The 26,226-nt window shown below is 68.0% G+C and carries 25 protein-coding genes and 1 pseudogene; 19 read left to right on the forward strand and 7 right to left on the reverse strand.

Features of this window, described 5'->3' with window-relative positions; all coding sequences use genetic code 11:
- The first annotated feature begins 409 nt into the window (after positions 1-409).
- From U4Y91_RS17585 to U4Y91_RS17635, 11 genes are all read left to right on the forward strand, one after another.
- The gene (locus tag U4Y91_RS17585; protein ID WP_321806100.1) at positions 410-1,240 is read left to right on the forward strand and encodes a MetQ/NlpA family ABC transporter substrate-binding protein; all 831 of its coding nucleotides are present in this window, start codon (positions 410-412) and stop codon (positions 1,238-1,240) included.
- 10 nt (positions 1,241-1,250) lie between these two features.
- Positions 1,251-2,669, forward strand: coding sequence for an LLM class flavin-dependent oxidoreductase (locus U4Y91_RS17590; protein WP_321806101.1), 1,419 nt, complete (start codon positions 1,251-1,253; stop codon positions 2,667-2,669).
- Between the two features lie 18 nt (positions 2,670-2,687).
- Positions 2,688-3,896 carry a methionine ABC transporter ATP-binding protein gene (locus tag U4Y91_RS17595; RefSeq protein WP_321806102.1) on the forward strand — a complete coding sequence of 403 codons (1,209 nt, stop codon included), beginning with the start codon at positions 2,688-2,690 and terminating at the stop codon, positions 3,894-3,896.
- On the forward strand, positions 3,889-4,545 hold the full coding sequence (locus tag U4Y91_RS17600) for a methionine ABC transporter permease (RefSeq protein WP_044845749.1): 657 nt from the start codon (positions 3,889-3,891) through the stop codon (positions 4,543-4,545). Before U4Y91_RS17595 ends, U4Y91_RS17600 begins: the two co-directional genes overlap by 8 nt.
- 54 nt (positions 4,546-4,599) lie before the next feature.
- The gene (locus U4Y91_RS17605; protein ID WP_321806103.1) at positions 4,600-5,451 is read left to right on the forward strand and encodes a hypothetical protein; all 852 of its coding nucleotides are present in this window, start codon (positions 4,600-4,602) and stop codon (positions 5,449-5,451) included.
- Positions 5,448-6,659, forward strand: coding sequence for an acyl-CoA dehydrogenase family protein (locus U4Y91_RS17610; protein WP_321806104.1), 1,212 nt, complete (start codon positions 5,448-5,450; stop codon positions 6,657-6,659). The genes U4Y91_RS17605 and U4Y91_RS17610 overlap by 4 nt, the downstream gene beginning before the upstream one ends.
- Positions 6,660-6,837: 178 nt before the next feature.
- Positions 6,838-8,046, forward strand: a complete 1,209-nt coding sequence (gene zigA, locus U4Y91_RS17615) for a zinc metallochaperone GTPase ZigA (RefSeq protein ID WP_415750469.1) — start codon at positions 6,838-6,840, stop codon at positions 8,044-8,046.
- Positions 8,047-8,106: 60 nt separating this feature from the next.
- Positions 8,107-9,027: a GTP cyclohydrolase FolE2 gene (gene folE2, locus U4Y91_RS17620; RefSeq protein ID WP_321806106.1), complete on the forward strand. Its 921-nt coding sequence runs from the start codon at positions 8,107-8,109 to the stop codon at positions 9,025-9,027.
- The gene (locus U4Y91_RS17625) at positions 9,021-9,602 is read left to right on the forward strand and encodes a 6-carboxytetrahydropterin synthase (protein WP_321806107.1); all 582 of its coding nucleotides are present in this window, start codon (positions 9,021-9,023) and stop codon (positions 9,600-9,602) included. Before folE2 ends, U4Y91_RS17625 begins: the two co-directional genes overlap by 7 nt.
- Positions 9,599-10,159, forward strand: a complete 561-nt coding sequence (locus tag U4Y91_RS17630) for a carbonate dehydratase (protein ID WP_321806108.1) — start codon at positions 9,599-9,601, stop codon at positions 10,157-10,159. Before U4Y91_RS17625 ends, U4Y91_RS17630 begins: the two co-directional genes overlap by 4 nt.
- 3 nt (positions 10,160-10,162) lie before the next feature.
- A complete protein-coding gene (locus U4Y91_RS17635; protein ID WP_321806109.1) occupies positions 10,163-11,533 on the forward strand; it encodes a dihydroorotase in 1,371 nt (456 codons plus the stop codon).
- Here U4Y91_RS17635 and U4Y91_RS17640 read toward each other — a convergent pair.
- The gene (locus tag U4Y91_RS17640) at positions 11,530-11,994 is read right to left on the reverse strand and encodes an Lrp/AsnC family transcriptional regulator (RefSeq protein ID WP_044845745.1); all 465 of its coding nucleotides are present in this window, start codon (positions 11,992-11,994) and stop codon (positions 11,530-11,532) included. The two genes, U4Y91_RS17635 and U4Y91_RS17640, sit on opposite strands and share 4 nt — an antisense overlap.
- Positions 11,995-12,168: 174 nt before the next feature.
- Here U4Y91_RS17640 and U4Y91_RS17645 point away from each other — a divergent pair, with 174 nt between their 5' ends.
- On the forward strand, positions 12,169-12,795 hold the full coding sequence (locus tag U4Y91_RS17645; protein ID WP_321806110.1) for a LysE family translocator: 627 nt from the start codon (positions 12,169-12,171) through the stop codon (positions 12,793-12,795).
- Positions 12,796-12,801: 6 nt separating this feature from the next.
- On the opposite strand, the gene U4Y91_RS17650 is transcribed toward U4Y91_RS17645, so the two are convergent.
- Entirely contained in the window at positions 12,802-13,650 is an 849-nt protein-coding gene (locus U4Y91_RS17650) for a helix-turn-helix transcriptional regulator (protein WP_321806111.1), read from the reverse strand.
- A 120-nt stretch (positions 13,651-13,770) separates the two neighbouring features.
- A pseudogene (locus tag U4Y91_RS17655) lies at positions 13,771-14,034 on the reverse strand (MFS transporter); the annotation flags it as partial.
- A gap of 240 nt (positions 14,035-14,274) precedes the next feature.
- Here U4Y91_RS17655 and U4Y91_RS17660 point away from each other — a divergent pair.
- Together U4Y91_RS17660 and U4Y91_RS17665 are read left to right on the forward strand one after the other, a co-directional pair.
- On the forward strand, positions 14,275-15,852 hold the full coding sequence (locus U4Y91_RS17660; RefSeq protein ID WP_321806112.1) for an aldehyde dehydrogenase (NADP(+)): 1,578 nt from the start codon (positions 14,275-14,277) through the stop codon (positions 15,850-15,852).
- Positions 15,853-16,141: 289 nt separating this feature from the next.
- Complete coding sequence (locus U4Y91_RS17665) at positions 16,142-16,696, forward strand: hypothetical protein (protein WP_321806113.1); 555 nt, start codon at positions 16,142-16,144, stop codon at positions 16,694-16,696.
- Between the two features lie 118 nt (positions 16,697-16,814).
- Here U4Y91_RS17665 and kdgD read toward each other — a convergent pair whose 3' ends face one another.
- Entirely contained in the window at positions 16,815-17,729 is a 915-nt protein-coding gene (gene kdgD, locus U4Y91_RS17670; protein ID WP_321806114.1) for a 5-dehydro-4-deoxyglucarate dehydratase, read from the reverse strand.
- Positions 17,730-17,962: 233 nt separating this feature from the next.
- On the opposite strand from kdgD, the gene garD reads away from it, so the two are divergent.
- The 4 genes from garD (at position 17,963) to U4Y91_RS17690 (ending at position 21,327) form a co-directional block, all read left to right on the forward strand.
- Positions 17,963-19,516 (forward strand): galactarate dehydratase, encoded by a 1,554-nt coding sequence (gene garD, locus U4Y91_RS17675; protein ID WP_321806115.1) that lies wholly within the window; start codon positions 17,963-17,965, stop codon positions 19,514-19,516.
- 219 nt (positions 19,517-19,735) lie between these two features.
- Positions 19,736-20,128 (forward strand): nuclear transport factor 2 family protein, encoded by a 393-nt coding sequence (locus tag U4Y91_RS17680; protein WP_321806116.1) that lies wholly within the window; start codon positions 19,736-19,738, stop codon positions 20,126-20,128.
- A 79-nt stretch (positions 20,129-20,207) separates the two neighbouring features.
- Complete coding sequence (locus U4Y91_RS17685; protein ID WP_321806117.1) at positions 20,208-20,663, forward strand: RbsD/FucU family protein; 456 nt, start codon at positions 20,208-20,210, stop codon at positions 20,661-20,663.
- A gap of 226 nt (positions 20,664-20,889) precedes the next feature.
- Entirely contained in the window at positions 20,890-21,327 is a 438-nt protein-coding gene (locus U4Y91_RS17690; protein ID WP_124497162.1) for a DoxX family protein, read from the forward strand.
- A 126-nt stretch (positions 21,328-21,453) separates the two neighbouring features.
- Here the strand turns inward: U4Y91_RS17690 and U4Y91_RS17695 are convergent, their stop codons facing one another.
- Positions 21,454-22,764 (reverse strand): MFS transporter, encoded by a 1,311-nt coding sequence (locus U4Y91_RS17695; protein ID WP_321806118.1) that lies wholly within the window; start codon positions 22,762-22,764, stop codon positions 21,454-21,456.
- Between the two features lie 321 nt (positions 22,765-23,085).
- Positions 23,086-24,222, reverse strand: coding sequence for a branched-chain amino acid ABC transporter substrate-binding protein (locus U4Y91_RS17700; RefSeq protein ID WP_321806119.1), 1,137 nt, complete (start codon positions 24,220-24,222; stop codon positions 23,086-23,088).
- A 662-nt stretch (positions 24,223-24,884) separates the two neighbouring features.
- Between U4Y91_RS17700 and U4Y91_RS17705 the strand changes: the two genes are divergently transcribed.
- Entirely contained in the window at positions 24,885-25,679 is a 795-nt protein-coding gene (locus U4Y91_RS17705) for an AraC family transcriptional regulator (protein ID WP_321797673.1), read from the forward strand.
- Positions 25,680-25,741: 62 nt separating this feature from the next.
- On the opposite strand, the gene U4Y91_RS17710 is transcribed toward U4Y91_RS17705, so the two are convergent.
- Positions 25,742-26,005, reverse strand: coding sequence for a hypothetical protein (locus U4Y91_RS17710; protein WP_321806139.1), 264 nt, complete (start codon positions 26,003-26,005; stop codon positions 25,742-25,744).
- Between the last annotated feature and the right edge of the window lie 221 nt (positions 26,006-26,226).

Here is a 26,226-nt window from a genome sequence, read left to right on the forward strand (position 1 = left end):
TGCCCGCATGGCTTCGCGGCATCGTGTGCCGTCTGTTATGCAACCCCCATGCCAGGAATCCGGTCTGGCCGGATATTTTTAATGCATTGATTCTTAACGGATTTGTTTCGTCTGCGGAAAGGGTTGCCGCGACAGGCTGGCCGAGATTTCGGAATTCGCCCGGCGGGGAGGCCGAGATTTCGGCCCGATGGCCGGCCCGGGCGCCGCCCGCGCATCGGACGCGCGCCCTGGCGCCATATCGCCGCACGCGATTTTCTTCGCACAATCGCTTCGTAGACCGCCTTCCTGCCGCTCTCTATCATCGGCTGATCCTTTTCCGATGCGACGACGACTGTCCGGAGAACGCCCGCGCGTTCGCCGCGGCGTCGCTCGTCCGTCGATACCGTCTTTGGACAGGAGAGTGGTTCCCATGCTGCATGCCGTTTTTTCCGCCCGCGTTTCCTCCGGCCGCGTGGCCCGCCTGCTGGCAGCCGCGCTGCTCGGCGTCGTGATGCTGAACGGCGCCCGTGCCGACACCGCGCCGCTGAAGGTCGGCATCTCGACGAGCCCGCAGATCGAAGCGCTGAAGATCGCCGCGAAGGAGGCGAAAGAGCAGGGTCTCGACGTGAAGATCGTCGAGTTCACCGACTGGAATACGCCGAACGCGGCGCTCGCGAACAAGGACATCGACGTCAACTACTTCCAGCACATCCCGTTTCTCGAGAACGCGAAGAAGCAGGGCGGCTATGACTTCGTCTCGATCGCGCCGGGCACGATCATGAAGATCGGCCTCTACTCGAAGAAGGTGAAGCGCTTCGATGAGCTGAAGGACGGCGCGCGCGTCGCGATCGCGAACGATCCGGTAAACGGCGGGCGCGGGCTGTTGCTGCTGCAGCGCGCGGGCCTCATCACGCTGAAGCCGGGCGCCGACTACCGCGCGACGACGCACGACATCGTGTCCAACCCGAAGCACCTGAAGATCATCCCGCTCGAAGCGTCGCAGCTCGCGCGCTCGCTCGACGACGTCGACCTCGCGCAGGGCTACCCGAGCTTCATCAAGCTCGCCGGCACGACCGATCCGAACAGCGCGCTGCTGTTCGACGGTACCGAGAACAAGAACTTCGCGATCCAGTGGGTCGTGCGGCCCGAGAGCGTGAACGACGCGCGCATCCGCAAGTTCATCGCGATCTACCAGCATTCGCCGGCGGTGCGTCGTGCGCTCGACAACGCATTCGGCTCGCTGTACGCGATCGCGTGGTGACGGAGGCGACATGACGACGGCGAATCGTAAGAAGATCCTGCTCAACGCGTTCAACATGAACTGCGTCGGGCACATCAACCACGGGCTGTGGACGCATCCGCGCGACCGCTCCGCGCACTACACCGATCTCGACTACTGGGCCGATCTCGCGAGGACGCTCGAACGCGGCAAGTTCGACGGGATCTTTCTCGCGGACATCGTCGGCGTGTACGACGTGTTCGGCGGCGGCCCGGACGCCGCGCTGCGCGAATCGGTGCAGGTGCCCGTCAACGATCCGCTGCTGCTCGTGCCCGCGATGGCGCAGGTCACACAACATCTCGGCTTCGGCGTGACCGCGAACCTGACCTACGAGCCGCCTTACCTGTTCGCGCGCCGCATGTCGACGCTCGATCACCTGACGAAGGGGCGCGTCGGCTGGAACATCGTGACCGGCTATCTCGACAGCGCCGCGCGCGGGATGGGCCTCGCACAGCAGATCGGCCACGACGACCGCTACGAACGCGCGGACGACTACATGGACGTCGTCTACAAGCTGTGGGAACAGAGCTGGGACGACGACGCGGTGATCCGCGACGCGCAGGCGCGCGTGTTCGCGCAGCCGGGCAAGGTGCGGCGCGTGAAGCACGACGGGCCGTTCTATTCGGTCGACGCGATCCACCTGAGCGAGCCGTCGCTGCAGCGCACGCCGGTGCTGTACCAGGCCGGCTCGTCCGCGCGCGGCGTCGAGTTCGCGGGGCGGCATGCGGAGTGCGTGTTCGTGAACGGTCAGAGCAAGGCCGCTGCGCGCGCGGCGGCGCTGGATATTCGCGCAGCCGCCGCACGGCAGGGGCGCGACCCGGCATCGATCCGGATTTTCGCCGGGGTGAGCGTCGTGACCGCCGAAACCGAGCGGCTCGCGCGCGAGAAGTTCGACGAATACCGGCGCTATGCGAGCCCGGAAGCCGGCCTCGCGCATTTCGCGAGCTCGACCGGCATCGACTTCGCGCAGTACGGCCTCGACGAGCCGATCTCGTACGTGAAGACCGACTCGATCCAGTCGGCCGTCGACGCGATCTCGCGCAAGAGCACGACCGGCACGTGGACCGTGCGACGGATGCTCGAACAGATGTCGCTCGGCGGCCGCTATGCGCCGATCGTCGGCTCGCCGTCGCAGGTCGCGGACGAACTGCAGTCGTGGATCGACGAGACGGGCATCGACGGTTTCAACCTGACGCGCACCGTGATGCCCGAATCGTTCGCGGATTTCGTCGACTGGGTCGTGCCCGAACTGCAGAACCGCGGCATCTACAAGGAAGACTACGATCCCGCGCCGACGCTGCGCGAGAAGCTGTTCGGCGCCGGCGCGCGGCTGCCCGCGTGGCACACGGGCGCGCAGCACCGGCCGGCCGCCGTGCCGGCGCCCGAACCCGCGCATCCCGCGCATGCGTGAACGTGACGGAGCGAAGCGATGACGCAATTGTTCGACACGCTGGGTTTCATCGAGGCATCGGCCGTGCGGGCCGGTGCGGGCGCAGATGTGCGTGACGCACGTGAGGTACATGATTCGTATCGCGAAGCAAACGCGCTGACAGACGAGGTCGTCGCCGTGTCGTTCGCACACGTCGGCAAGGTGTTCGCGACGTCGCGCGGCCAGGCCGCCGCGCTGCGCGACGTGACGCTCGACGTGCGGCGCGGCGAGGTGTTCGGCATCATCGGCCGCAGCGGTGCCGGCAAGTCGACGCTGCTGCGGCTCGTGAACGGCCTCGAACGTCCGAGTTCGGGCAGCGTGCGCGTGCAGGGCGTCGACGTCGGCGCGCTCGACGAGGACGGGCTCGTCGCGCTACGGCGTCGCACCGGCATGGTGTTCCAGCATTTCAACCTGCTGTCGGCGAAGACGGTGTTCGAGAACGTCGCGCTGCCGCTGAAGATCGCCGGCGTGCCGAAGGCCGAGCGCACGCGCAAGGCCGAGGCGCTGCTCGATCTCGTCGGGCTGGCCGCGAAACGCGACGCGTATCCGGCGAGCCTGTCGGGTGGCCAGAAGCAGCGCGTCGGCATCGCGCGGGCGCTGGTGCACGACCCGGAGGTGCTGCTGTGCGACGAGGCGACATCGGCGCTCGACCCCGAGACGACGCAATCGATCCTCGCGCTGCTCGCCGACATCAACCGCCGCCTCGGACTGACGATCGTGCTGATCACGCACGAGATGGAAGTGATCCGCGCGGTGTGCGACACGGTCGCGGTGATCGAACAGGGCGAGGTCGTCGAAACCGGCCCGGTGTGGCGCGTGTTCGGCGATCCGCGCCACGGCGCGACACGCGCGCTGCTCAGCACGCTCGTGCACGACCTGCCGGCTGAACTCGCCGCGCGCGTGCAGCCATTGCCCGAGCAGGCCGCGCTGCCCGACGGCGCGCAGGTCGTGCTGGACGTCCGTTATACGGGCGAAAGCGGCGGCGAGCCGGACGTCGGCGCGCTCGCGGCGGCGCTCGGCGGCTCGGTGCGCTTCCTGCACGGCGGGATCGAGCGCATTCAGGGGCATGCACAGGGGCGCCTCGTGATCGCGGCGTCGCTGCGCGCGGACGACGCCGGCCAGTCGCCGGCACGCGGCGGCGCGGTCGCCGCGTTGCTCGAACGCGCGCGCCGCCACGCGAATCATGCGGAGGTGCTCGGCTATGTTTGAACTCTGGTGGCCCGAACTGCTCGACGCGATCCGCGACACGCTGTCGATGGTCGCCGCGTCGGCCGCGATCGCCGCGCTGATCGGCATCCCGCTCGCGGTGATCCTGGTGACGACCGCGCCCGGCGGCATTTACGCGCGGCGTGGCCTGAACGCGGTGCTCGGCGCGCTCGTCAACGTGTTCCGCTCGACACCGTTCATCATCCTGCTCGTCGCGCTGCTGCCGTTCACGCGCGTGCTGATCGGCACGACGATCGGCGTGTGGGCGGCCGTCGTGCCGCTGTCGATCGCGGCGATTCCATTCTTCGCGCGGATTGCGGAAGTGAGCCTGCGCGAAGTCGATCGCGGGCTGATCGAGGCCGCGCTCGCGATGGGCGCGAAACGCCGCCACATCGTGTGGCACGTGCTGCTGCCGGAGGCGTTGCCCGGCATGCTCGGCGGTTTCACGATCACCGTCGTCGCGCTGATCGGCTCGACCGCGATGGCGGGCGCCGTCGGCGCGGGCGGGCTCGGCGATCTCGCGATCCGCTATGGCTATCAGCGTTTCGACACCACCGTCATGGTGACCGTGATCGTGATCCTGATCGCACTCGTTTCGGCCGTGCAAATCACGGGCGACCGCCTGGTCCGACGCGTGACCCGGCGTACCTGAGCGGCGCCACGAGCGCCGGCTCTTTTCATTGAAGACCCTGAGAGAACGATACCCATGACCTTGCCCATCGGCGCGCCGCGCGAATGGAACGGACAATTCGAGGAAGCGCTGTTTCTGGACGTCGCACGACGCCATCGCCCCGGCTTCCCGGACAAACTGGCGACGCCGCCGCGCGAGCCGCACAGCGCAGACGAGCTCGCCGCCGTCGCCGACTACTACACGAAGATGGCGTCGCACGACCTGTTCATCGTGCAGGTCGTCGCGAAGGCGATCGACACGCTGTTCCGCGATGACCCGCATTTCCAGCTGATCCTGTCGCGCCAGCTCGGCGACGACGGCGCGCACGCGGTGATCGGGCGCGAGCGCGTGACCGAACTGACGGGCCGCGATCCGCTGCCGGAGGTCGAGCGGCTCGTCGCCGCGCACTGGGAACGCATCGGCGACATCGCGGTGCGCGACGTCGCGGGCTTTCTCGCGTTCGAATGGCATTACGAGCTGCACATCCTCGCGAAGCTGTGGATCCAGCGCAAGACCGGCCGCATCGCCGACGGCGCGATGCGCGAGCACGGCGAGAACCGGATCCGTCCGGACGAGGAGTGGCATCGCGTGCAGATCGTCCAGTGGTGGTTCGACACGTTGAACGCGCTGCCGCCCGCCGAGCGCGACGCGCTGATCGACCGCGTGATCGCGGCCGACGAGGAAACTCAGGCGCGGCTCGACGGTTACCTGCATGACGAATACGCGCACACCGCGCACGTGTTCGGTGCGGATATCGCCGAATACCGCGCGATCTACGACGACTGGCGGCGCGAGATCCTCGCGCGGTTGACCGGCAGGCGTGAACTCGGGAAACTCGTGCCGTTGTCGGAAGCTGTCTCGACCCAGGAACAGGAAGCCGTCGCATGAACGATCCCCGCGGCCCGGCGACGCTCGCCGCTGCAACGGATGTGTCAGCCGTCGATCCGGACGCACTGGCGCGCGTCATCGAAACGCTGCGCGAAACCGCCGTCGAGCGCGATCGCGCGGGCGGTCACGCGGCCGACGAGAAGCAGCGGCTCGCCGACGCGGGCCTGCTGACGCTCGCGGTGCCGCGCGAATTCGGCGGACAGGAAGCCGAGTGGCCGGCGATCTACGACACGATCCGGCGGATCGCGCGCGTTGACAGCGCGCTCGCGCATCTGGTCGGGTTCCAGATCCTGCAGGTGGTGAGCGTCGACGTGTGGGGCAGCGCGGCGCAGCGCGAGCGGTATCTGCGCGGCACGGTCGAGCATCGCTGGTGGTGGGGCAACGCGGTCAACCCGCTCGACACGCGGCTGGCGGCGACCGCGACGCCGGACGGCGGCTACCGGCTCGATGGCGTGAAGGGCTTCTGCTCGGGCACGCGCGGCTCGCAGCGGATGACCGTGTCCGCGCACGATCCGGAAACGGGCCGCGCCGTGTTCGGCGTGGTGCCGACCGATCGCGACGGGATCACGGTCAACGAGGATTGGGATCCGATCGGCCAGCGCCAGACCGACAGCGGCAGCGTGCGCTTCGACGGCGTGACGCTCGCGCCGGACGAGGTGCTGCACCGCTCCGAGACGCCGCCGACGCCGCGCGCGACGCTGCGCACGCTGGTGTCGCAGCTCGTGCTGACGAACCTGTTCGTCGGGCTCGCGGAAGGCGCGCTGGCCGAGGCGCGCGACTACGTGCTGAAGCACGGCCGGCCGTGGATCAATGCGGGCGTCGCGCAGGCGAGCGACGATCCCTATACGCTGCAGCGCTTCGGCGACATGCGCGTGCAGGCGGTCGCGGCGGCATCGCTGGCCGACCGCGCGGCCGTCGCGTTGCAGCGCGCATGGACGCGGCGCGAAGCGCTGAGCGCCGACGAACGGGCCGACGTGGCGCTCGCCGTGTCGGACGCGAAGATCGTCGCGCAGCGCGCGGCGCTCGAGAACGGCGAGGCGCTGTTCGACGCGTGCGGCGCACGAGCGACGGCCGCGTCGCTCGGCCTCGACCGCTTCTGGCGCAACGCGCGCACGCATACGCTGCACGATCCGCTCGACTATCGGCTGCGCGACGTCGGCCGGTTCGCGCTGACGGGGGAATTGCCGCAGGCGTCGCTTTATACGTGACGACGGGGCCGGCGCGGGGGCGCTTCGCGGCGGCTCCATGCCGACCGGCGAGCGCCGATGCCTGCCGCCCGTGCCGACACATCATTCGTTCCGCCCGCTGGACGACCGAAATGATATGTTATATCGTAGCGACACAATATATCATTTCATCCTCAACGTCCTCTTCCGGAATCGCCCGATGCGCCCCGCACTCCATCCGTCCACGCGGCTTCCCGTGACCGTCCTGTCCGGCTTTCTCGGCGCCGGCAAGACGACGCTGCTCAACCACATCCTCAACAATCGCGAGGGCCGGCGCGTCGCGGTCATCGTCAACGACATGTCCGAGGTCAACATCGATGCCGCGCTCGTCCGCGACGGCGGCGCGGGGCTGTCGCGCACCGACGAGAAGCTGGTCGAGATGAGCAACGGCTGCATTTGCTGCACGCTGCGCGAGGATCTGCTGATCGAGGTCGACCGGCTCGCGCGCGAAGGCCGGTTCGACCAGCTCGTGATCGAATCGACCGGCATCTCGGAACCGCTGCCGGTGGCCGAGACGTTCACGTTCGAAGGCGAGGACGGCCGCAGCCTCGGCGAAGTCGCGCGGCTCGACACGATGGTGACGGTGGTCGACGCGTTCAATTTCCTGCGCGACTACGCGTCGCGCGACAACCTGCAGGCGCGCGGCGAATCGATGGGCGACGAGGATACGCGCACGGTCGTCGATCTGCTGATCGACCAGATCGAGTTCTGCGACGTGATCGTGATCAACAAGATCGACCTGATCGACGACAGCGCGCGCGAGCGGCTGGTCGCGCTGCTGCGCGGCTTGAACCCGCGCGCGCGGATCGAGATCGCCGAATTCGGCAAGGTGCCGCTCGAGCGCGTGCTCGACACGGGCCTGTTCGATTTCGACGAGGCGTCGCGCGCGCCCGGCTGGCTGCAGGAGATGCGCGGCACGCACACGCCGGAGACCGACGAATACGGGATCCGCAGCTTCGTCTACCGCGCGCGGCGGCCGTTCCATCCGCGGCGCTTCTTCGATTTCGTCGAAAGCGAATGGCCGGGCGTCGTCCGCTCGAAGGGGTTCTTCTGGCTGGCGACTCATCCGACGGTCGCCGGGTCGTGGTCACAGGCCGGCGCGGTCGCGCGACACGGGCCGGCCGGCTACTGGTGGGCGGCCGTGCCGCCCGAGCGCTGGCCGAGGGACGCGGAAGCCGTCGCGCAGATCCGCGCGAGATGGGACGAGCGCGTCGGCGACGCGCGGCAGGAACTCGTACTGATCGGCATCGACATGAATGAACCCGCGCTGCGCGCGCGCTTCGACGCATGTCTGCTGACCGACGCCGAGATGGCCGGCGGCCCCGAACACTGGACCACGTGGGACAACCCGTTTCGCGACTGGCCCTGACCTGAACGCGCGCTTCCTGCATCGATCCGGATGGAGAAGGCGCTTCACCGGATTTCCAGCATGAATGCAGTCCTTCCCGATATTTCGCTGACCGATGCCGCGCCGGGCGGCCGACCGCTCGAGTGGGTCGGCATGCAGGGCATCGACCTGCCCGTGATCGTGGCCGAGCCCGGCTGCCGGCGCGACGTGCATGCGCGCGCCGACGTGCAGGTCGATCTGCCTGCGCCGCATGTGAAGGGCATCCACATGTCGCGGCTGTACCGGCTGCTCGACGGGCTTGGAGATGGCGAAGCGCTGTCGCCGGCCGGTTTGCGGCACGTGCTGCGCGCGATGGTCGACAGCCATCGCGACTGCGACACGCGCAGCGCGCGGGTGCGGCTGCACTTCGACCTGCTGGCGCGGCGCGCGGCGCTGGTGACGAATGGGCTGGCCGGGTGGAAGTCCTATCCGGTTCGTGTCGACGCGACGCTGACCGGCGCGGGGTTCGAACTGCGCGCACAAGTGACGGTCGTCTATGCGTCGACGTGCCCGTGCTCGGCCGCGCTGTCGCGGCACTGGATCGAACAGGTGTTTCTCGCGGCGTTCGGCCGCGAGGATCGCGTGGCGCCGGCTGCGATCGCCGCGTGGCTGCAGCGGCATGCGACGGCGGCGACGCCGCACAGCCAGCGCAGTGAAGCCGTCGTGAGCGTGGCGCTGGCCGCCGACGCCACGGCGCTTGGGCTGATCGACCTGATCGATCGCGTCGAGCACGCGCTCGGCACGCCGGTGCAGACGGCCGTCAAGCGCGCGGACGAACAGGCGTTCGCGGTGTTGAACGGCGGCAACCTGATGTTCGTCGAGGATGCCGCGCGCCGCGTCCAGGCCGCGCTGGACGGCCGCCATGCGAACCCGCGCGTCCACGTGCGCCATCTGGAAAGCCTGCATCCGCACGATGCGGTGGCATGGGCCGCGCCGGTTCGAGAAGGCGTCGACGCATGCTGATCCGCAAGCTGTTCCGCTTCGAGAATGCGCACGTCGTGCGCGGCTGCAGCACGCGGCGCTGCTCGCATTCGATCCACGGCCATTCGTACCGCGTCGAGCTGCTGCTCGACGCGCATGCCCTCGACCACGGGCAGATGATCTACGACTTCGGGCTGCTCAAGGGCGGTGTGCGCGACCTGATCGATGCGTTCGACCATGCGGTGACGCTGTGGTCGGGCGACGATCCGGGCTATCTCGACAGCATGCGCCGCCACTCGGAGCGCTGGGTGCTGCTGCCCGTTTCGCCGAGCGCCGAGCAGTTCTCGCGCGTGTTCTTCCGTCTCGTCGATGCGGCGCTGTCCTGTACCCGCATGTCGAACGGCGAAGGTGACGTGCGGCTGCATTCGGTCATCGTTCACGAGACCGAGACCGGCTACGCACAGTGCTTTCGCGACGATGCGTTCAATCCGCGCATGGGCCGCATCGCCCTGGAGGACATCGTGTTCTCGCCCGCCGTCGTCGCGCAGTGGCGCGATCCGGGCATGTTTGAGCGGCTCAAGCGCGACAACCCGATTTCTCGGCAGGAATCCTCATGATCAGAAGGAACCCGCGCGGCGACCTGCCGCAGATTCACCCCAGCGCGTTGGTCGATCCGACCGCCATCCTGTGCGGGCTCGTGATCGTCGAGGAAAACGTGTTCATCGGCCCGTATGCGGTGATCCGCGCCGACGAAACGGACGCCGGCGGCCGGATCGCACCGATCGTGATCGGTGCGCATTCGAACATCCAGGACGGCGTGGTGATCCATTCGAAGTCGGGCGCGCGCGTCACCATCGGCCGGCACACGTCGATCGCGCATCGCGCGATCGTCCGCGGGCCGTGCAAGGTCGGCGACGGCGTGTTCGTCGGGTTCAACAGCGTGCTGTGCAACTGCACCATCGGCGACGGTTGCGTCGTGCGCTACAACGCGGTCGTCGACGGCTGCCACTTGCCGCCAGGCTTCTACGTGCGCTCGACCGAACGCATCGGGCCGGAAACCGACCTCGCCGCGTTGCCGTGGGCGACGGCCGATGCGAGCGACTTCTCCGCGGACGTCGCGCGAACGAACAAAGCGCCGGTGCTCGGCTACAAGCGCATCCAGAGCGCGTTCTGAGCCATGGGCGGGCGGACTCGACGCGAGGGGCGTGGCGAACCGGGACGACGCCACGCCGACTTGCTCGTGCACGGCGGCACGGTGATGACGCCCAACGGTGCCGGGCGGATCGACGTCGCTTGTGCGGATGGCCGCATCGTTGCGCTGGGCGCGTTGCACGGAACATGGAGCGCCGATGTCCTGCTCGATGCCGGCGGGCTGCATGTGTTGCCGGGCGTCGTCGACAGCCAGGTGCATTTCCGCGAACCGGGCCTGACGCACAAGGAGACCATCGAGGCCGGCACGCGCGGCGCGGTGCTCGGCGGCGTCACGACGATCTTCGAGATGCCCAATACGCATCCGCTGACGCTGGACGAGCAGGATCTGAACGCGAAGCTGGATCTCGCGCGCGGCCGTGCGTGGTGCGACTACGCGTTCTACATCGGCGGCTCGGCTGTGAACGCCGAACGGTTGCCGGTGCTCGAGCTTTTGCCCGGCTGCGCGGGCGTGAAGGTCTTCATGGGCAGTTCGTTCGGCGACCTGCTCGCCGACGACGAAACGGTGTTGCGCCGGATCCTGCGAAACGGGCGGCGGCGCATGGCCGTGCACGCGGAAGACGAAGCGCGGCTGCGCGAACGCAGGGCGCTCGTGGAAGCGAGCGGCGACGTGCGCGATCATCCGCGCTGGCGCGACGAGGAAAGCGCGCTGGCTGCGACGCGGCGCATCGTCGGACTCGCCGCCGAGACGGGCCGCCGGCTGCATCTGCTGCACGTGTCCAGCGCCGAGGAAATGGCGTTTCTTGCGCAGCACCGGCGGCGCGTGACCGTCGAGGTCACGCCGCATCACCTGAGCCTGCATGCGCCCGATTGCTACGAGCGGCTCGGCACGTTCGCGCAGATGAATCCGCCCGTGCGCGAACGGCATCATCGGGATGCGCTGTGGCAGGCCGTCCGCGACGGCGTGGTCGACGTGATCGGCAGCGATCACGCGCCGCATGTGCGCGACGAAAAGCGCCGGCCTTACCCGCAATCGCCGAGCGGCATGACCGGCGTGCAGACGCTGCTGCCGCTGATGCTCGACCACGTGCAGGCGGGTCACCTGAGCCTCGAACGGCTGGTCGACCTGACCAGCGCCGGGCCGGCGCGGATCTTCGGCATCGAGGGGAAAGGGCGCATCGCGACCGGCTACGACGCCGACTTCAGCATCGTCGACCTGCGCGCGCGGCGGATCATCCGCGACGATTGGATCGCCAGCGTGAGCGGGTGGACGCCTTACGATGGGTGCGCGGTCACGGGCTGGCCCGTGCATACGGTCGTGCGCGGGCAGGTCGCCGTGCGCGACGGTGTGCTGAACGGGCAGCCGGCAGGGCAGCCCGTGACGTTTCTGGATGCCTAGATCGGCAGACGCACCGTCTGCTTGATGCGCTTCAGCGGAATCTCGGTTTCGACGTTGCGTACGCCTTCGATCTGCGTGAGCGTCTCCATCTGAAAGCGCTGATAGTCGTCGAGATCCTTCGCGATGACGCGCAGCAGATAGTCGTAGCTGCCGGCCATCAGATGGCATTCGAGCACTTCCGGCGCCTGCTCCATCTCGCGCGCGAAGCGCTCGACGGTCGTCTTGTCCTGGCGTTCCAGCGTGACGCGCACGAATGCCGTGAACCGCAGCTCGACGGCCGCCGGGTTCAACAGGGCGACGTACGCGTCGATTACGCCCTGTTCCTCGAGCAGGTGAACGCGGCGCAGGCAGGGCGTGGGCGAGAGGCCGGCCTGCTGCGCGAGTTCGGCGTTCGTCTGGTTCGAGTTCCGTTGCAGCGCACGCAGAATGCGCCGATCGATGGCATCCAGCTTGATTGGCATTTTTGACTACCGATGATGTCGATGTTGGAGAATAACGCCAAATCATGCCTCGAAAGTAGCCGACTTCGCAGCCATTCTCCACGGCAAGTTGCCGATAATCCGATGACTGCCCGGCTCAGCGGACGCGCGCGATTCCCGCCCGTCCCGCCCGGCGCCGTTTTCAGGAGAGTTCCGATGCCGCACGTAGCCTGGTTGCCGTTCATGGCCACTTCCCTTCTGATCATTCTGACGCCGGGCCAGGACATGGTGCTCGTGATGTCGCGCACGCTATCCGGCGGCACGCGGGCGGGCCTCGTGACCGCGGCGGGCGTCAGCGTCGGGCTGCTCGTGCATACGATGCTCGCGACGCTCGGGCTGGGTGCGCTTCTTCAGGCATCCGAATGGCTGTTCACTGCATTGAAGATGATCGGCGCGCTGTATCTGCTGTACCTCGGCATCACGCTGCTGCGTTCGTCGGGCGAGCTGACGCTCGCGAGCGGTCGCGACGCGCCGGCGTCCGGGTTGCGCACGTTCGCGCAGGGCGCGCTGTCCAACGTGTCGAATCCGAAGGTCGCGCTGTTCTATCTAGCGTTCCTGCCGCAGTTCGTCCCCGCGGGCGCCGCGCATCCGATGCTGGCGCTGTTCGTGCTCGGCACGACGTTTGCCGGCCTGACGTTTCTCGTCAAGGGGCCGGTCGCGCTGTTCGCCGGCCTGCTGTCGACGTCGATCCGGCGCAATCCGCGCATCCTGACCCGCATGCACCGGATGAGCGGCGCGGTCCTCCTCGGGCTGGGCGTGAAGCTGGCGTTCGAGCGTCGTTGACGATGCTCACTGCGTCGGCAACCCGTCCGCCAGCGCGCGCATCGCGTCCGCCGTCTGCGGATTCGCGGGGAAAAACGCCTCGATCGCGAGTTCCGACAGCGTGACGTCGACCGGCGTGCCGAACACCGTCGTCGTGCTGAAGAACGTCAGTTCGCCGGCTGCCGTGCGCAGCCGCAGCGGCACCGCGATGTCCGCGTAGTCGGCGCGTGCCTGCGTGTCGTCGGGCTGGCCGGCCGGTGCCGGACAGGCCACGAGTTCGTCGCGCAGCGCATGCAGCGTGCGGTCGCCGCTCGCGTCGATCTGCCGTTGCAGCCGGTGCAGGATATGCGCGCGCCATTCGTGCCAGTTGACGATCTGCGGCGCGAGGCCGTCCGGATGCAGGCTCAGCCGCAGCACGTTGACGGGCGGCCGCAGGAGCGCCGGATCGGCCTGCGCGACCAGTGCGCCGAGCATCCGGTTCGCGGCGAGCAGCGTCCAGTGGCGATCCACGGCGAGTGCCGGGTAGGGCTCGTGGCCGCGCAGCACGGCTTCGACCGCCTGGCGCGCCGCATCGAGCTGCGGATCGGAGAACGGCCGCTCGCGAAACAGCGGCGCATAGCCGGCCGCGACGAGCAGCGCATTGCGCTCGCGCAGCGGCACGTCGAGGCGCTCCGCGAGATGCAGCACCATCTCCCGGCTCGGCTGCGCACGCCCCGATTCGACGAAGCTCAGGTGCCGCGCGGACACGTCGGCCTCCAGCGCGAGCGCCATCTGGCTCAGGCGCCGGCGTTGACGCCAGGTGCGCAGCAGCGAGCCGATGCCGGATGCGCGGCCGGCGGACGGGGGCAGCGATTGGAAGGTGGCGGTCGAGTTCATGACGAAGATGATAGGCAATCCCGCGCGCGCCGGGCATTACCTGCGAGGTAAGCATTCCGGATCGGTGTGCAGCGCCGATGCCGCCCGCTGCCTGCGCTCGATGAGCAACTCGATCGACGAATCGAGGCGCCAGCCGCTCGGCAGTTGCGCGAGCACGTACGCCCGGCTGAACGCCGAGAAGATGTGGCCCATCGTCACCGGATCGATGCCGAACGCCTTGCGGATCGGCGTGCCGGTGATCGACAGCGTCGCGCGGTCCGCATAGTGAGTGTCGTGACGACGAACAGCAGCTTCAGGATCCAGTAGCGCACGGCGGTGCGGCGCGCGCGCTGCCGGCGAGTTCGATCGGAAGATCGCGGGAGGTGGTCTGATCGGGGCTCTAATGTATGTCGTCGTATGACATGAGCGAAATCTCACCTGCAAAGAGGGCGTGCAGAAACCTCGGGTTTTCCCTTCGGATGGCAATGCGAGAGGCAAGAATTTCCTGCTTTGGCCGAATGGATAAGGGTTTGCGGCCTGCGGTCGAGTAACGGAAGTGCGACGGGAATCTCGCCATATCATCAGCAGACATCGTATCTGTTGGGCTACAATGAGCGAACCATTCCCGAACCACGGAGCACACCCATGCAACTGACTGGAGAGATGCTGATCGGCGCCGACGCGGTGGCCGGCTCGGCCGGTACCCTGCGCGCGTTCGACCCGACGAAGGGCGCGCCGATCGATGCGCCGGCCTTCGGCGTCGCGACGCAGGCCGATGTCGAGCGCGCGTGCGAACTCGCGCGCGACGCCTTCGACGCGTATCGCACGCAGCCGCTCGCGGCCCGCGCGGCGTTTCTCGAGGCGATCGCCGACGAAATCGTCGCGCTCGGCGACGCGCTGATCGAACGCGCGCACGCCGAAACGGGCCTGCCCGTCGCGCGGCTGCAGGGCGAGCGCGGCCGCACCGTCGGCCAGCTCCGGCTGTTCGCGCGCGTCGTGCGCGACGGGCGCTTCCTCGCCGCGTCGATCGATCCCGCGCAGCCCGCGCGCACGCCGCTGCCGCGCTCGGACCTGCGGCTGCAGAAGGTCGGGCTCGGGCCCGTCGTCGTGTTCGGCGCGAGCAACTTCCCGCTCGCGTTCTCGGTGGCCGGCGGCGATACCGCGTCGGCACTCGCGGCCGGCTGCCCGGTGATCGTGAAGGCCCATGAGGCGCACCTCGGCACGTCCGAGCTGGTCGGCCGCGCGATCCGCGCGGCGGTGGCGAAATGCGGGATGCCGGCCGGCGTGTTCTCGCTGCTGATCGGCCCCGGCCGCGTGATCGGCGCGGCGCTCGTCAGCCATCCGGCGATCCAGGCCGTCGGCTTCACCGGGTCGCGGCAGGGCGGCATGGCGCTCGTGCAGCTCGCGAACGCGCGCCCGCAACCGATTCCCGTCTATGCGGAAATGAGCAGCATCAACCCGGTCGTGCTGTTTCCGGCCGCGCTGGCCGCGCGCGGCGACGCGATCGCGACCGGCTTCGTCGATTCGCTGACGCTCGGCACCGGCCAGTTCTGTACGAACCCGGGTCTCGTGCTGGCGGTCGACGGCCCCGATCTCGACCGCTTCGAGTCCGTCGCCGCACAGGCGCTCGCGAAGAAGCCGGCCGGCGTGATGCTGACGCGCGGCATCGCCGACGCGTATCGCAACGGCCGCGGCAAGCTGGCCGAACTGCCGGGCGTGCGCGAAATCGGCGCGGGCGAGGCGGCGCAGACCGAATGCCAGGCAGGTGGCGCGCTGTACGAAGTCGCCGCGCAGGCGTTCCTGGCCGAGCCGGCGTTCAGCCACGAGGTGTTCGGGCCGGCGTCGCTGATCGTGCGCTGCCGCGATCTCGACGAAGTCGCGCGCGTGCTCGACGCACTCGAGGGCCAGCTGACGGCCACGCTGCAACTGGACGCCGACGACAAACCGCTCGCGCGCCGCCTGCTGCCGATCCTCGAACGCAAGGCCGGGCGCCTGCTCGTCAACGGCTACCCGACCGGCGTCGAAGTGTGCGATGCGATGGTGCACGGCGGGCCGTTCCCGGCGACGTCGAACCCGGCCGTCACGTCGGTCGGCGCGACCGCGATCGACCGTTTCCTGCGGCCCGTGTGCTATCAGGACTTCCCGGACGACCTGCTGCCGGAAGGGCTGCAGGAACGCAATCCGCTCGACATTCCGCGGCTGCGGGACGGGAAGGCGGAGTGAAGGCGCAGGACGACTGAAGGCCGCGTCCCGGGAGGGACGCGTTCCGGCAAGGTTGAAACAAGGCGGCGGACGGTGCCCACGGGTACTCCGCCGCCTTTTTGATGGAGGGCTGGTTTTGCTCGATTAGAGAGCGGGGGGCATCGAATGATGCTTCTCATAATGCGCCGCCTTGACGAGATGGATGGCGGCTTCCACGCCGCCGGAATTTCTCCTACAGTAGCGAGGCCTCGGACCCGCCGGTCCGCAGGCGAGCCTGAGAGACCGACAAAAACCAACAAGGAGCCCTCCGATGAATATCAGCAAGCGTGGCGACCACCTGTTCGCGGCCGGATTGTGGAAAGCGATCGGCGACGTCGCGAAAACGGTGCGCACCCAGATCGGCGAGACCAGCGAAGGGCGCGTACTCGCCAATGCGCTGTTCGAATTGCAGCGCGACCTGGGCGGCAGTGAATTCGACGTGACGGTCAATCAGGGGCGGCCCGTCACCGGCTCCGATCCGCATTCGCTCAGGTTCGGCCAGGCCGTCAAGCGGTTCCGGCTGGACATGGAGGCGCTGGTGTTTGCGCTGAAGCATCGCCGCAGCATCGACGAACGCGATCCGGGCCTGCGCACCGAGGCGCTGATGCAGGCCAACAGCCAGCTCGCGACCGCGAAACAGTATGCGACGCTCACGCTCGGCCGGTTTTTCGATGCGGTCGTGGATCCCGACGTGCTGGATCAGATTCGTGCCGACGATCCGAACACGCGCTTCCGGCGATCGGCGGCCGGCACCGATATCGCCGCGACCCGGCTCAGGCTCGGCAGCCTGCGCTACCGGATCGTCGGAACCATCGCACAGATGTAATGAAAACGGCCGGCCCGCGAAGCACGGGGCGGCCGTCGAAAGAGGGGCGCCGGGCGGAACCGCCGGTCCCGTGCGGGCCGGCACGCACTGGATCGCGTGCCGTTGGTCAGCCCGCCGCTTACTGCGGGCCCATCTTCTTGATCAGCACGTCCAGTTCGGCCATTTCGGCGTCGGTGAGGTCGACGAGCGGCGCACGCACCGGGCCCGCGTCGTGGCCGACGAGCTTCGCGCCCGCCTTCACGATGCTGACCGCGTAGCCCGCGCGACGGTTGCGGATCTGCAGGTACGGCAGGAAGAACTCGTCGATCAGGCGGCCGACCGTGGCGTGGTCGTCCTTCGCGATCGCTTCGTAGAATGCCATCGCCGTCTTCGGGATGAAGTTGAACACGGCCGACGAGTACACCGGCACGCCGAGCGCCTTGTACGCGGCCGCGTAGACTTCGGCCGTCGGCAGGCCGCCGAGGTACGCGAAGCGGTCGCCGAGGCGGCGGCGAATCGTGACCATGCTCTCGATTTCGCCGACGCCGTCCTTGAAGCCGATCAGGTTCGGGCAACGATCGGCGAGGCGCTCGAGCATGTCGGCATTCAGCTTCGAATTCGCGCGGTTGTACACCACGACGCCGATCTTCAGCGCGCGGCACACCTGCTCGACGTGCTCGGCGATGCCTTCCTGGCTGGCTTCGGTCAGGTAGTGCGGCATCAGCAGCACGCCGCTCGCGCCGAGGCGCTCGGCTTCCTGCGCGTATTCGATCGCGACGCGCGTCGCGCCGCCGGCGCCGGCCAGGATCGGCACCTTGCCCTTGCAGGTTTCCGTCGCGACGCGGATCACGTCCGAATACTCGCGCTGCGTGAGCGAGAAGAATTCACCGGTGCCGCCGGCCGCGAACAGCGCGGTCGCGCCATACGGCGCCAGCCATTCCAGACGCTCGGCATAGGTGGCCGGGCGGAAGCTGCCGTCCGCGTCGAAATCCGTCAGCGGAAACGACAGCAGGCCGTGGGAGATGATCTGTTTGAGTTCTTGCGGTGAAGTCATGGTTGGGTCGTCCGTCCAGCGCGAGTGCTGATGGGTTCGTCGGGTACGGCATCCGGGCCATATTGGCGATGTCGTTGTATGTCATCGTACAACGCAAGAAAGCGCGGCGCAAGCGGTTTGCCGGCTGGCGGAAGATAGGGTCTTTCCGGATAAGGGTTTACGCAGCATCGCAGCTTGGTGTTGAATGTCATATGATGACTAACGATTTGGCCGGTAGCCTCCCAGGAATTCCGATGACTGCTTCCCCGCTTTATATCCGCGTGCACCCGGACGACAACGTCGCGATCGTCGTCAACGACGGCGGCCTGCCCGAGGGCGCGACGTTCGCCGACGGCCTGACGCTGCGCGAAGGCGTGCCGCAAGGGCACAAGGTCGCGCTGGTCGACCTCGCGGCCGGCGATCCGATCGTCCGCTACAACGTCGTGATCGGCTACGCGCTCGCCGAGTTGCGCCGCGGCAGCTGGGTCAACGAGCGCACGATGCGCATGCCCGAGCCGCCGGGGCTCGACGACCTGCCGCTCGCCACGCGTGCCGCGCCGCCGCTGGCGCCGCTCGAAGGCTATACGTTCGAGGGCTTCCGCAATGCCGACGGCTCGGTCGGCACGCGCAACATCCTCGCGATCACGACGACCGTGCAGTGCGTGTCGGGCGTCGTCGAGCACGCGGTGAAGCGGATCAAGGACGAACTGCTGCCGCGTTACCCGAACGTCGACGACGTGGTCGGGCTCGAGCACACGTACGGCTGCGGCGTCGCGATCGATGCGCCCGATGCCGACATACCGATCCGCACGCTGCGCAACATCAGCCTGAACCCGAACTTCGGCGGCGAGGTGATGACGGTGAGCCTCGGCTGCGAGAAGCTGCAGCCCGAGCGCCTGCTGCCGCCGGGCTCGATTCCGGTGGCGGCCGACGGCGCGACAGACAACGGCGGCGTCGTGTGCCTGCAGGACGCCGCGCACGTCGGCTTCAACTCGATGATCGACTCGATCATGAAGATGGCCGAATCGCATCTCGAGCGGCTGAACCGCCGCCGTCGCGAAACCTGCCCGGCGTCGGATCTCGTCGTCGGCGTGCAGTGCGGCGGCAGCGACGCGTTCTCGGGGCTCACCGCGAATCCGGCGGTCGGCTTCGCGGCCGACCTGCTCGTGCGGGCGGGCGCCACGATCATGTTCTCGGAGGTGACCGAAGTGCGCGACGGCGTCGCGCAGCTCACGTCGCGCGCGGCAAACGAGGACGTCGCCCGCGAGATCATCCGCGAGATGGACTGGTACGACCGCTACCTGCAGCGCGGCCGCGTCGACCGCAGCGCGAACACGACGCCCGGCAACAAGAAGGGCGGCCTGTCGAACATCGTCGAGAAGGCGATGGGCTCGATCGTGAAGTCGGGCAGCGCGCCGATCGCGGGCGTCGTGCGTCCCGGCGATCGCGCGAAGCAAAAGGGGCTGCTGTACGCGGCGACGCCCGCGAGCGATTTCATCTGCGGCACGCTGCAGCTCGCGGCGGGGATGAACCTGCACGTTTTCACGACGGGGCGCGGCACGCCGTACGGTCTCGCGCAGGTGCCGGTGATCAAGGTCGCGACGCGCAGCGATCTCGCGCGCCGCTGGCACGACCTGATGGATCTCGACGCGGGGCAGATCGCGACCGGCGCGGCGTCGATCGAGGACGTGGGCTGGGAACTGTTCCGGCTGATGCTCGACGTCGCGAGCGGCAAGCGCCGCACGTGGGCCGAGCAATGGAAGCTCGCGAATGCGTTGACGCTGTTCAATCCGGCGCCGGTGACCTGACGCGCGCGGTTGCGACGGCAGACGATGCGGGTGCCTTCGGGCGCCCGTTTTTGATGGCGGCGGCGGGTTCGCGGTTCGGCGCATGCGTGCTTTCCGCGGCCGGCCCGAATTCCTTACCTCGCACGTAATCGACCGCCCACGCGAGGCCGGCGACGATGGCGGCACGCGAACACGAAACGTTCGCGACATCGTCCCCCGATCGACACAAGGAACCTCGCCATGAACACCGCCCAAACCGCCCAGTCCGCTCACGCCGACCTGATCGACCGCTATTTCGATGCCTGGAACGAGCTCGATGTCGCACGCCGGCGCGCGCTGATCGATGCGACCTACGCGAGCGACGCGGCCTATCGCGATCCGCTGATGGCCGGCGACGGCCACGCGGGCATCGACACGATGATCGCCGCGGTGCAGGAGCGCTTCCCCGCGTATCGCTTTCGCCGCACGACCGACGTCGACGGGTTCGGCCAGCACCTGCGTTTCTCGTGGGCGCTCGTGTCGCCCGAAGGCGTGGCGGTCGTGAAAGGTTCGGATTTCGGCACCGTCGATGCGTCGGGCCGCCTGAAGTCGGTCACGGGTTTCATCGACGAAATGCCGGCCGCGGCGTCGTGATGCGAGCGACGCATGCCCGGCGGCGGCCGGGATCGGGTAACGTTATGCAATTCGTTCCCGATCCCGGAGCCTTTCCCACATGTTGAAGAATCTCGATCCGCTGTTGCACGCCGACGTCCTGCACGCGCTGCGCGCGATGGGCCACGGAGATGAAGTGGTGATCTGCGATGCGAATTTCCCGGCGGAATCCGTCGCCGAGCACACGGTGGTCGGCCGCGCGCTGCGCATCGACGGCGCCGACTCGGCGCGCGTCGCGCGCGCGGTGCTGTCGGTGCTGCCGCTCGACACCTTCGTCGACACACCCGCGTGGCGGATGGAAGTCGTCGGCGATCCGGCCGCGGTGCCGCCCGTGCAGCGCGAAGTGCAGGCCGAGGTCGATCGCGCGGAAGGGCGCGCGGTGCCGCTCACGGGCGTCGAGCGTTTCGCGTTCTACGAGCGCGCCCAGCAGGCGTATGCGGTGATCGTCACCGGCGAGTCGCGCGGCTACGGCTGTTTCATCTTCAAGAAAGGCGTGCTGTTGAGCGACGCCGGTTAGGGCCTGTTCCCGTTATTTGTCCGCCAGGGCCGAACGCCGTTTTTCGCGGTGCCGCCGCGCCTGCATGACCGCCGCAGTGTAAAGATTTGCTACAACCTTTTTCTTGGACACCGCGGAAAGACCCTCTATGCTGGCCCATTTGCCGCCGGCCCAGCAGGGCCGCGCGACCCCGAACCGCACGGGCGCGCCCCGTGCGGACGGCCGAATTGCATACGAGGAGAGAGGCATGACGCGTTCCGTCGATTCCGGCGTCATTTTTTTCGCACGCCTGGCGCTGGCGGCGTTGTTCTTGTGGGGCGGCGTGATGAAGCTGCTCGGCTACAGCGATTTCATCGGCTACCTGCATGGGCTGAACGTGCCCTATCCGCAGGTGATGGGGCCGGTCGTCGTCACGATCGAAGCGCTCGGCGGCCTGCTGCTGATCGTTGGCTACAAGGTGAAGCCGCTCGCGTTGCTGATGGCGTTCTATACGATCGCGACCGCGATGGTCGGGCACAATTTCTGGGACGCGACGGACGCCGCGGTCCAGCACGACATGGTGATCCACTTCTGGAAGAACGTCGCGATCGCCGGCGGTTTCCTGCTGCTGTTCGTGACCGGCGCCGGCGGCGCAAGCATCGACGCGCTGCGCCGGCCGAGTTCGTCGTACGGCGCGCTGCGCTGAATTGAACCAGGCTGGACGACGTGACGCGCACACGTCGCCGCGCTGAAGCCCAAACAAAAGGGCCGAATCCCGCACGCCGCGGGATTCGGCCCTTTGTTCATCCGGCCGGCGCGTGCGCGCCGACGTTCAGCGCGCGTCCTTCGGGTCCTTCGCATCCTTCGAGAACTGCACGGCGATCGCGCCGAGCACGCAGATCGCCGCGACGTACACGACCGGCGCGAGCGGATTCGACTTCATCATCAGCGACACGATCACCGGCGTGAGGCCGCCGAAGATCGCATACGCGACGTTGTACGAGAACGAGATGCCCGAGAAGCGCACGACGGCCGGGAAGCTCTTGACCATCACGAACGGCACCGCGCCGATCGTGCCGACCATGAAGCCGGCGATCCCGTAGTACAGCGGCAGCGTCGACGCGTCGGCGGCGACCTGCGCGAACAGCAGGTAGTAGCACGCGGCCAGCACGAGGCCGCCGATGCCGAGCACGCGCTTTGCGCCGATCCAGCCCGCGAGCGAGCCGGCGGTGATGCAGCCGGCCGTCAGGCACAGCGTCGCGATGCTGTTCGCGAACAGCGTGGTCGCGGGCGTCAGGTGAAACTGCTTCTGCATCAGCGCGGGCGTCATCAGGATCACGACGACGATCGCCGCCGACAGCATCCACGTCAGCAGCATCGACACGATCACCGCGCGGCCGTGGTCGCGCAATACCGCCTTCAGCGGAATCTCGGCCGCGAGCGCCTTCTTCGCCTTCATCTCGGCGAACACCGGCGTCTCGTGCAGCCAGCGGCGCAGGTACACGGAGAACAGGCCGAACACGCCGCCGAGCAGGAACGGAATGCGCCACGCGAACGCGGTGACTTCGGCGCCCGAGTAACGGCTGTTGATGCCGGCGGCGACCAGCGAGCCGAGCAGGATGCCGGCCGTGAGGCCCGCGGTCAGCGTGCCGCACGCATAGCCGATGTGGCGCGACGGCACGTGCTCCGACACGAACACCCATGCGCCCGGCACTTCGCCGCCGACCGCCGCGCCCTGCAGCACGCGGAACAGCAGCAGCAACACCGGCGCGAGGATGCCGATCGAGTCGTAGGTCGGCAGCAGGCCCATCAGCAGCGTCGGCACCGACATCATCAGCACGCTTAGCGTAAACATCCGCTTGCGGCCGAACAGGTCGCCGAAGTGCGCCATGATCACACCGCCGAGCGGGCGCGCGAGATAGCCGGCCGCGAAGATGCCGAACGTCTGCAACTGGCGCAGCCAGTCGGGAATGTCGTGCGGGAAGAACAGCTGCCCGATCGCGGGTGCGAAGAACACGAAGATGATGAAGTCGTAGAACTCGAGGGCGCCGCCGAGTGCGGCAAGGCCAAGGGTCTTGTAGTCGCTGCGCGTGAGCGCGCGTTCGGCGGCGCGAGGCACGCCGCTCAATTCGGAAGCTTGCATGGTCAGGACGATCGGTTTTCGAATGTTGTTGTCGGTGCTGCGTCTCCAGAACCCGCTATCGGCATGGACTGGCAAGGCGCGGCCTGCGTCGTCGAGCGTGCGTCGAGTGCCGGATGGGGCATGTGACACGCACCGTCGCACCGGGATGGGGCACGACGCAGACGAAGCGTCAAAGCGGGTGGGGGGATTCTACAGGAGCGCGAAATGCGCGCGCGCGGGGCCGCGCCGAGGCATGCTTCGAACTTCGTCGAGCCCGAAACGAACGCGGCGCGGCAGGCGGGAGAACCGCTTGCCGCGCCGCGCGTGACAGGGCCTGCGCGATCAGTTGCCGGCGATCGTGTCGACCGGCTTGAACGCGCCGTGCTCGACCTTGTAGATCGTCACCGGCGCATCCTTCAGGTCACCCTTCGCGTCGTACGCGATGCTCGGGGCCGACACGCCCTTGATCGACACCTTGCCGAGATAGGGCGTATAGACCTTCGGGTCGGTCGAGTTCGCGTCCTTCATCGCGGTGAGCAGCGCGATCGTGCCGTCGTAAGAGTAGGGCGAATAGGTGATCACGTCTTCATTGAAGCGTGCCTTGTAGCGCGATGCGTAGCCGGCGAAGCCCGGCATCTTTTCCTTCGGCAGCCCGCCCATGTAGACGATCGCGCCTTCGGCCGCATCGCCGCCGACCTTCAGGAACGTCGGCGAGCGCGACATCTCGCCGGTCACGAAGGCGGACTTCATCCCGAGCTGGCGCATCTTGCGGATCATCGGCGACGACTGCGCATCGCCGCCGCCGTAGAAGATCGCGTCCGGGTTGACGCCCTTCAGGTTGGTCAGGATCGCGGAGAAGTCGAGCGCCTTGTCGTTCGTGAAGTCGCGCTTGATGATCGTGCCGCCCGCGGCCTGCACGGCCTTCGCGAATTCGTCGGCGATGCCCTGGCCGTAGGCCGTGCGGTCGTCGATGATCGCGATGCGCTTGAAGTGCAGCGTCTTCACCGCATACATGCCGACGATGCGGCCGGCCTGCGCGTCGCTCGTCAGCAGCCGGTAGGTCGTCTTGTAGCCGCGCGCCGTGTATTGCGGCGACGTCGCCATCGAGATCTGCGGCAGCCCCGCGCGATCGTACAGGTCGGACGCCGGAATGCTCGTGCCCGAGTTGAAGTGGCCGATGACCCCGCGGACGTTGTCGTCGATCAGCCGCTGCGCGACCGTCGTGCCGGTGCGCGGGTCGGCCTGGTCGTCCTGCGAGTCGAGCTGGAACGTGACCGGCTTGCCGCCGATCGTCGGATTCGTCGCGTTGAAATCGGCGATCGCGAGCTGCACGCCCTTCTGCATGTCCGCGCCGTAGTTCGACTGCGGCCCCGTCAGCGGTGCGGCGAAACCGATCTTGACGACGTCGGCGGCGATGGCGTGTGCGCCCGACAGTGCGCAGGCAGCAGCCAGCGCGACGTGCGATACCTTCAGCTTCACTTTCACTTCCCCTTGATGGCATGGTTGGGCCGCCGCCGGCCAGCCGGCCGGCGCGGTAAACCGGGCGAGACGTATCGGGTTGCAGGCCTTTCCGAAAGCCGTGCGGGGTGTGCCATGCGCTGCGCGGGTTGTGCCGGAATCGGCGTGCGCGGCGGCGGCGGGATGTCGTCTCGTAACCGTTGATTGAAGTCTAGGTAGCGAAAATGCGCGCGTCTTGCGCGTTCGGAGCGCAGCCGGCGACGATTTCGGCATATCGTCGATAACCCTGATATATGCTGAAATCGTCATGCAGAGTGCGCAAACGCGCCAAGACGCGACACGCCGGCATTTTTAGGATGGCGGGTTCGGGCGCGCGTAGTCCCGGCGCCAGCGGGGTGAGCCGATAGCGTCGGCGGCGCCGGCCGTGCGCGACGCCAGGCAACGTGCCGATGCGAAATCGTGCCCGCCGGACATGCGTGCGGCGCAGTGGTTGCGCGCACAACCGCACGGTGCATGACGTGCTTGCCGGCCCACGCGGTCGCCCGATCAGTGCCGATCGGCGGTGCGTTGCGCTTGCCACCATTCGCCGGGCCGCCCGATCGCTGACCCGCGATCGCCGCGACGCGTTCGAGACGGCGCTCCTATAATCGACGCCATCAGCCACCCCCTTCGCAGATGCCGGGATGACGACCTTCCTTGCCGCACCGCCCATGAGCCTGTCCGATACGTTGCGCTACCAGCCCGACAACGCCGATCTCGGCGCGATGCTCGCGCACTTCCGCCTGCTCGAGCCGGTGTTCGACGCGCTGCCCGACGTCGCGTTCTTCGTGAAGGACGCGAACGGCCGCTACGCGCTCGTCAACCGCACGCTGGCGATGCGCTGCGGCTACAAGGACAAGCGCGACCTGCTCGGCAAGACGACCGACGAAGTGTTTCCGCGCCGCTTCGGCAAGACCTATTTCGAGCAGGACATGGCGACGATCACCGCGGGCCAGCAGCTGATGGACCAGCTCGAGCTGCATCTGTATCCGGGCCGCCAGCCGGGCTGGTGCCTGACCTGCAAGGAGCCGCTGCGCGACGCGGCCGGCAAGGTGGTCGGCCTCGCGGGCATCTCGCGCGACCTGAAGGCGCACGAGGGCTCGCATCCGGCCTACAGCAAGCTCGCCGACGTGGTGCAGCACATCCAGGATCACTACGTGCAGCCGCTGAACCTGAAGCAGCTCGCGCAGATGGCGGGGATGTCGGTCGCGCAGCTGGAGCGCTACTTCCACAAGGTGTTTCACCTGACGCCGCGCCAGGTGCTGCTGAAGACGCGGCTCGATGCGGCCACGGCGCTGCTGGTCACGCACGACAAGGTGACCGACGTCGCGGCGCTATGCGGGTATACGGATCACAGCGCGTTCACGCGCCAGTTCAAGGCGACGGTCGGCGTGACGCCGACGGAATACCGGCTGATGCTGCAGGACCGGGCAGGGTGAAGTGACGCGCCGGCCGGGCCGGCGGATCTGAAGGGGCGAGACGGGATGCGGCGTGCGGCGGCTCAGCGGTAGCCGAGCCCTTTCAGGATGGCCGTGCCGTCTTCGGTCAGCCGGAAGCTCGGCGCCGTGTCGGCGTCGAGCTTGATCATCTCGACCAGGCCGGCTTCCTGCAGCGCCGGCAATTCGGGTTTGGCGTTCGCGCCGATCGGTGCGTGCAGCAGCACGAGCAACGTCGCGATTTCATGATGGCTGAGCAAACGGCGCAGCATCGTCTTTTTCACTGGGGGGGCGGCCGGGCGGCCCGTGGGTGCATCTACGGCGCTCATCGCTGTCCTCCTTTTCGGGATTTCCATCGGGTACTGGTTGCGGATGGTGCCGTCGGAGACTTAAGCGATTCTTAAAACTGCCGCGGCCGCGCGGATGCTGCGGTGCGGTGAGCGTTACCGGATGTAACGCCCGCCGGGCGGCCGTTTCCGGCCACCCGCGGCCGGCCTTGCCTGGCGGGGCGCAGCAGCAGGATTCACCACGATGGTGCGCCCGCGCGGCG

The sequence above is a fragment of the Burkholderia sp. BCC1993 genome, from assembly GCF_905339865.1.
Taxonomy (GTDB): domain Bacteria; phylum Pseudomonadota; class Gammaproteobacteria; order Burkholderiales; family Burkholderiaceae; genus Burkholderia.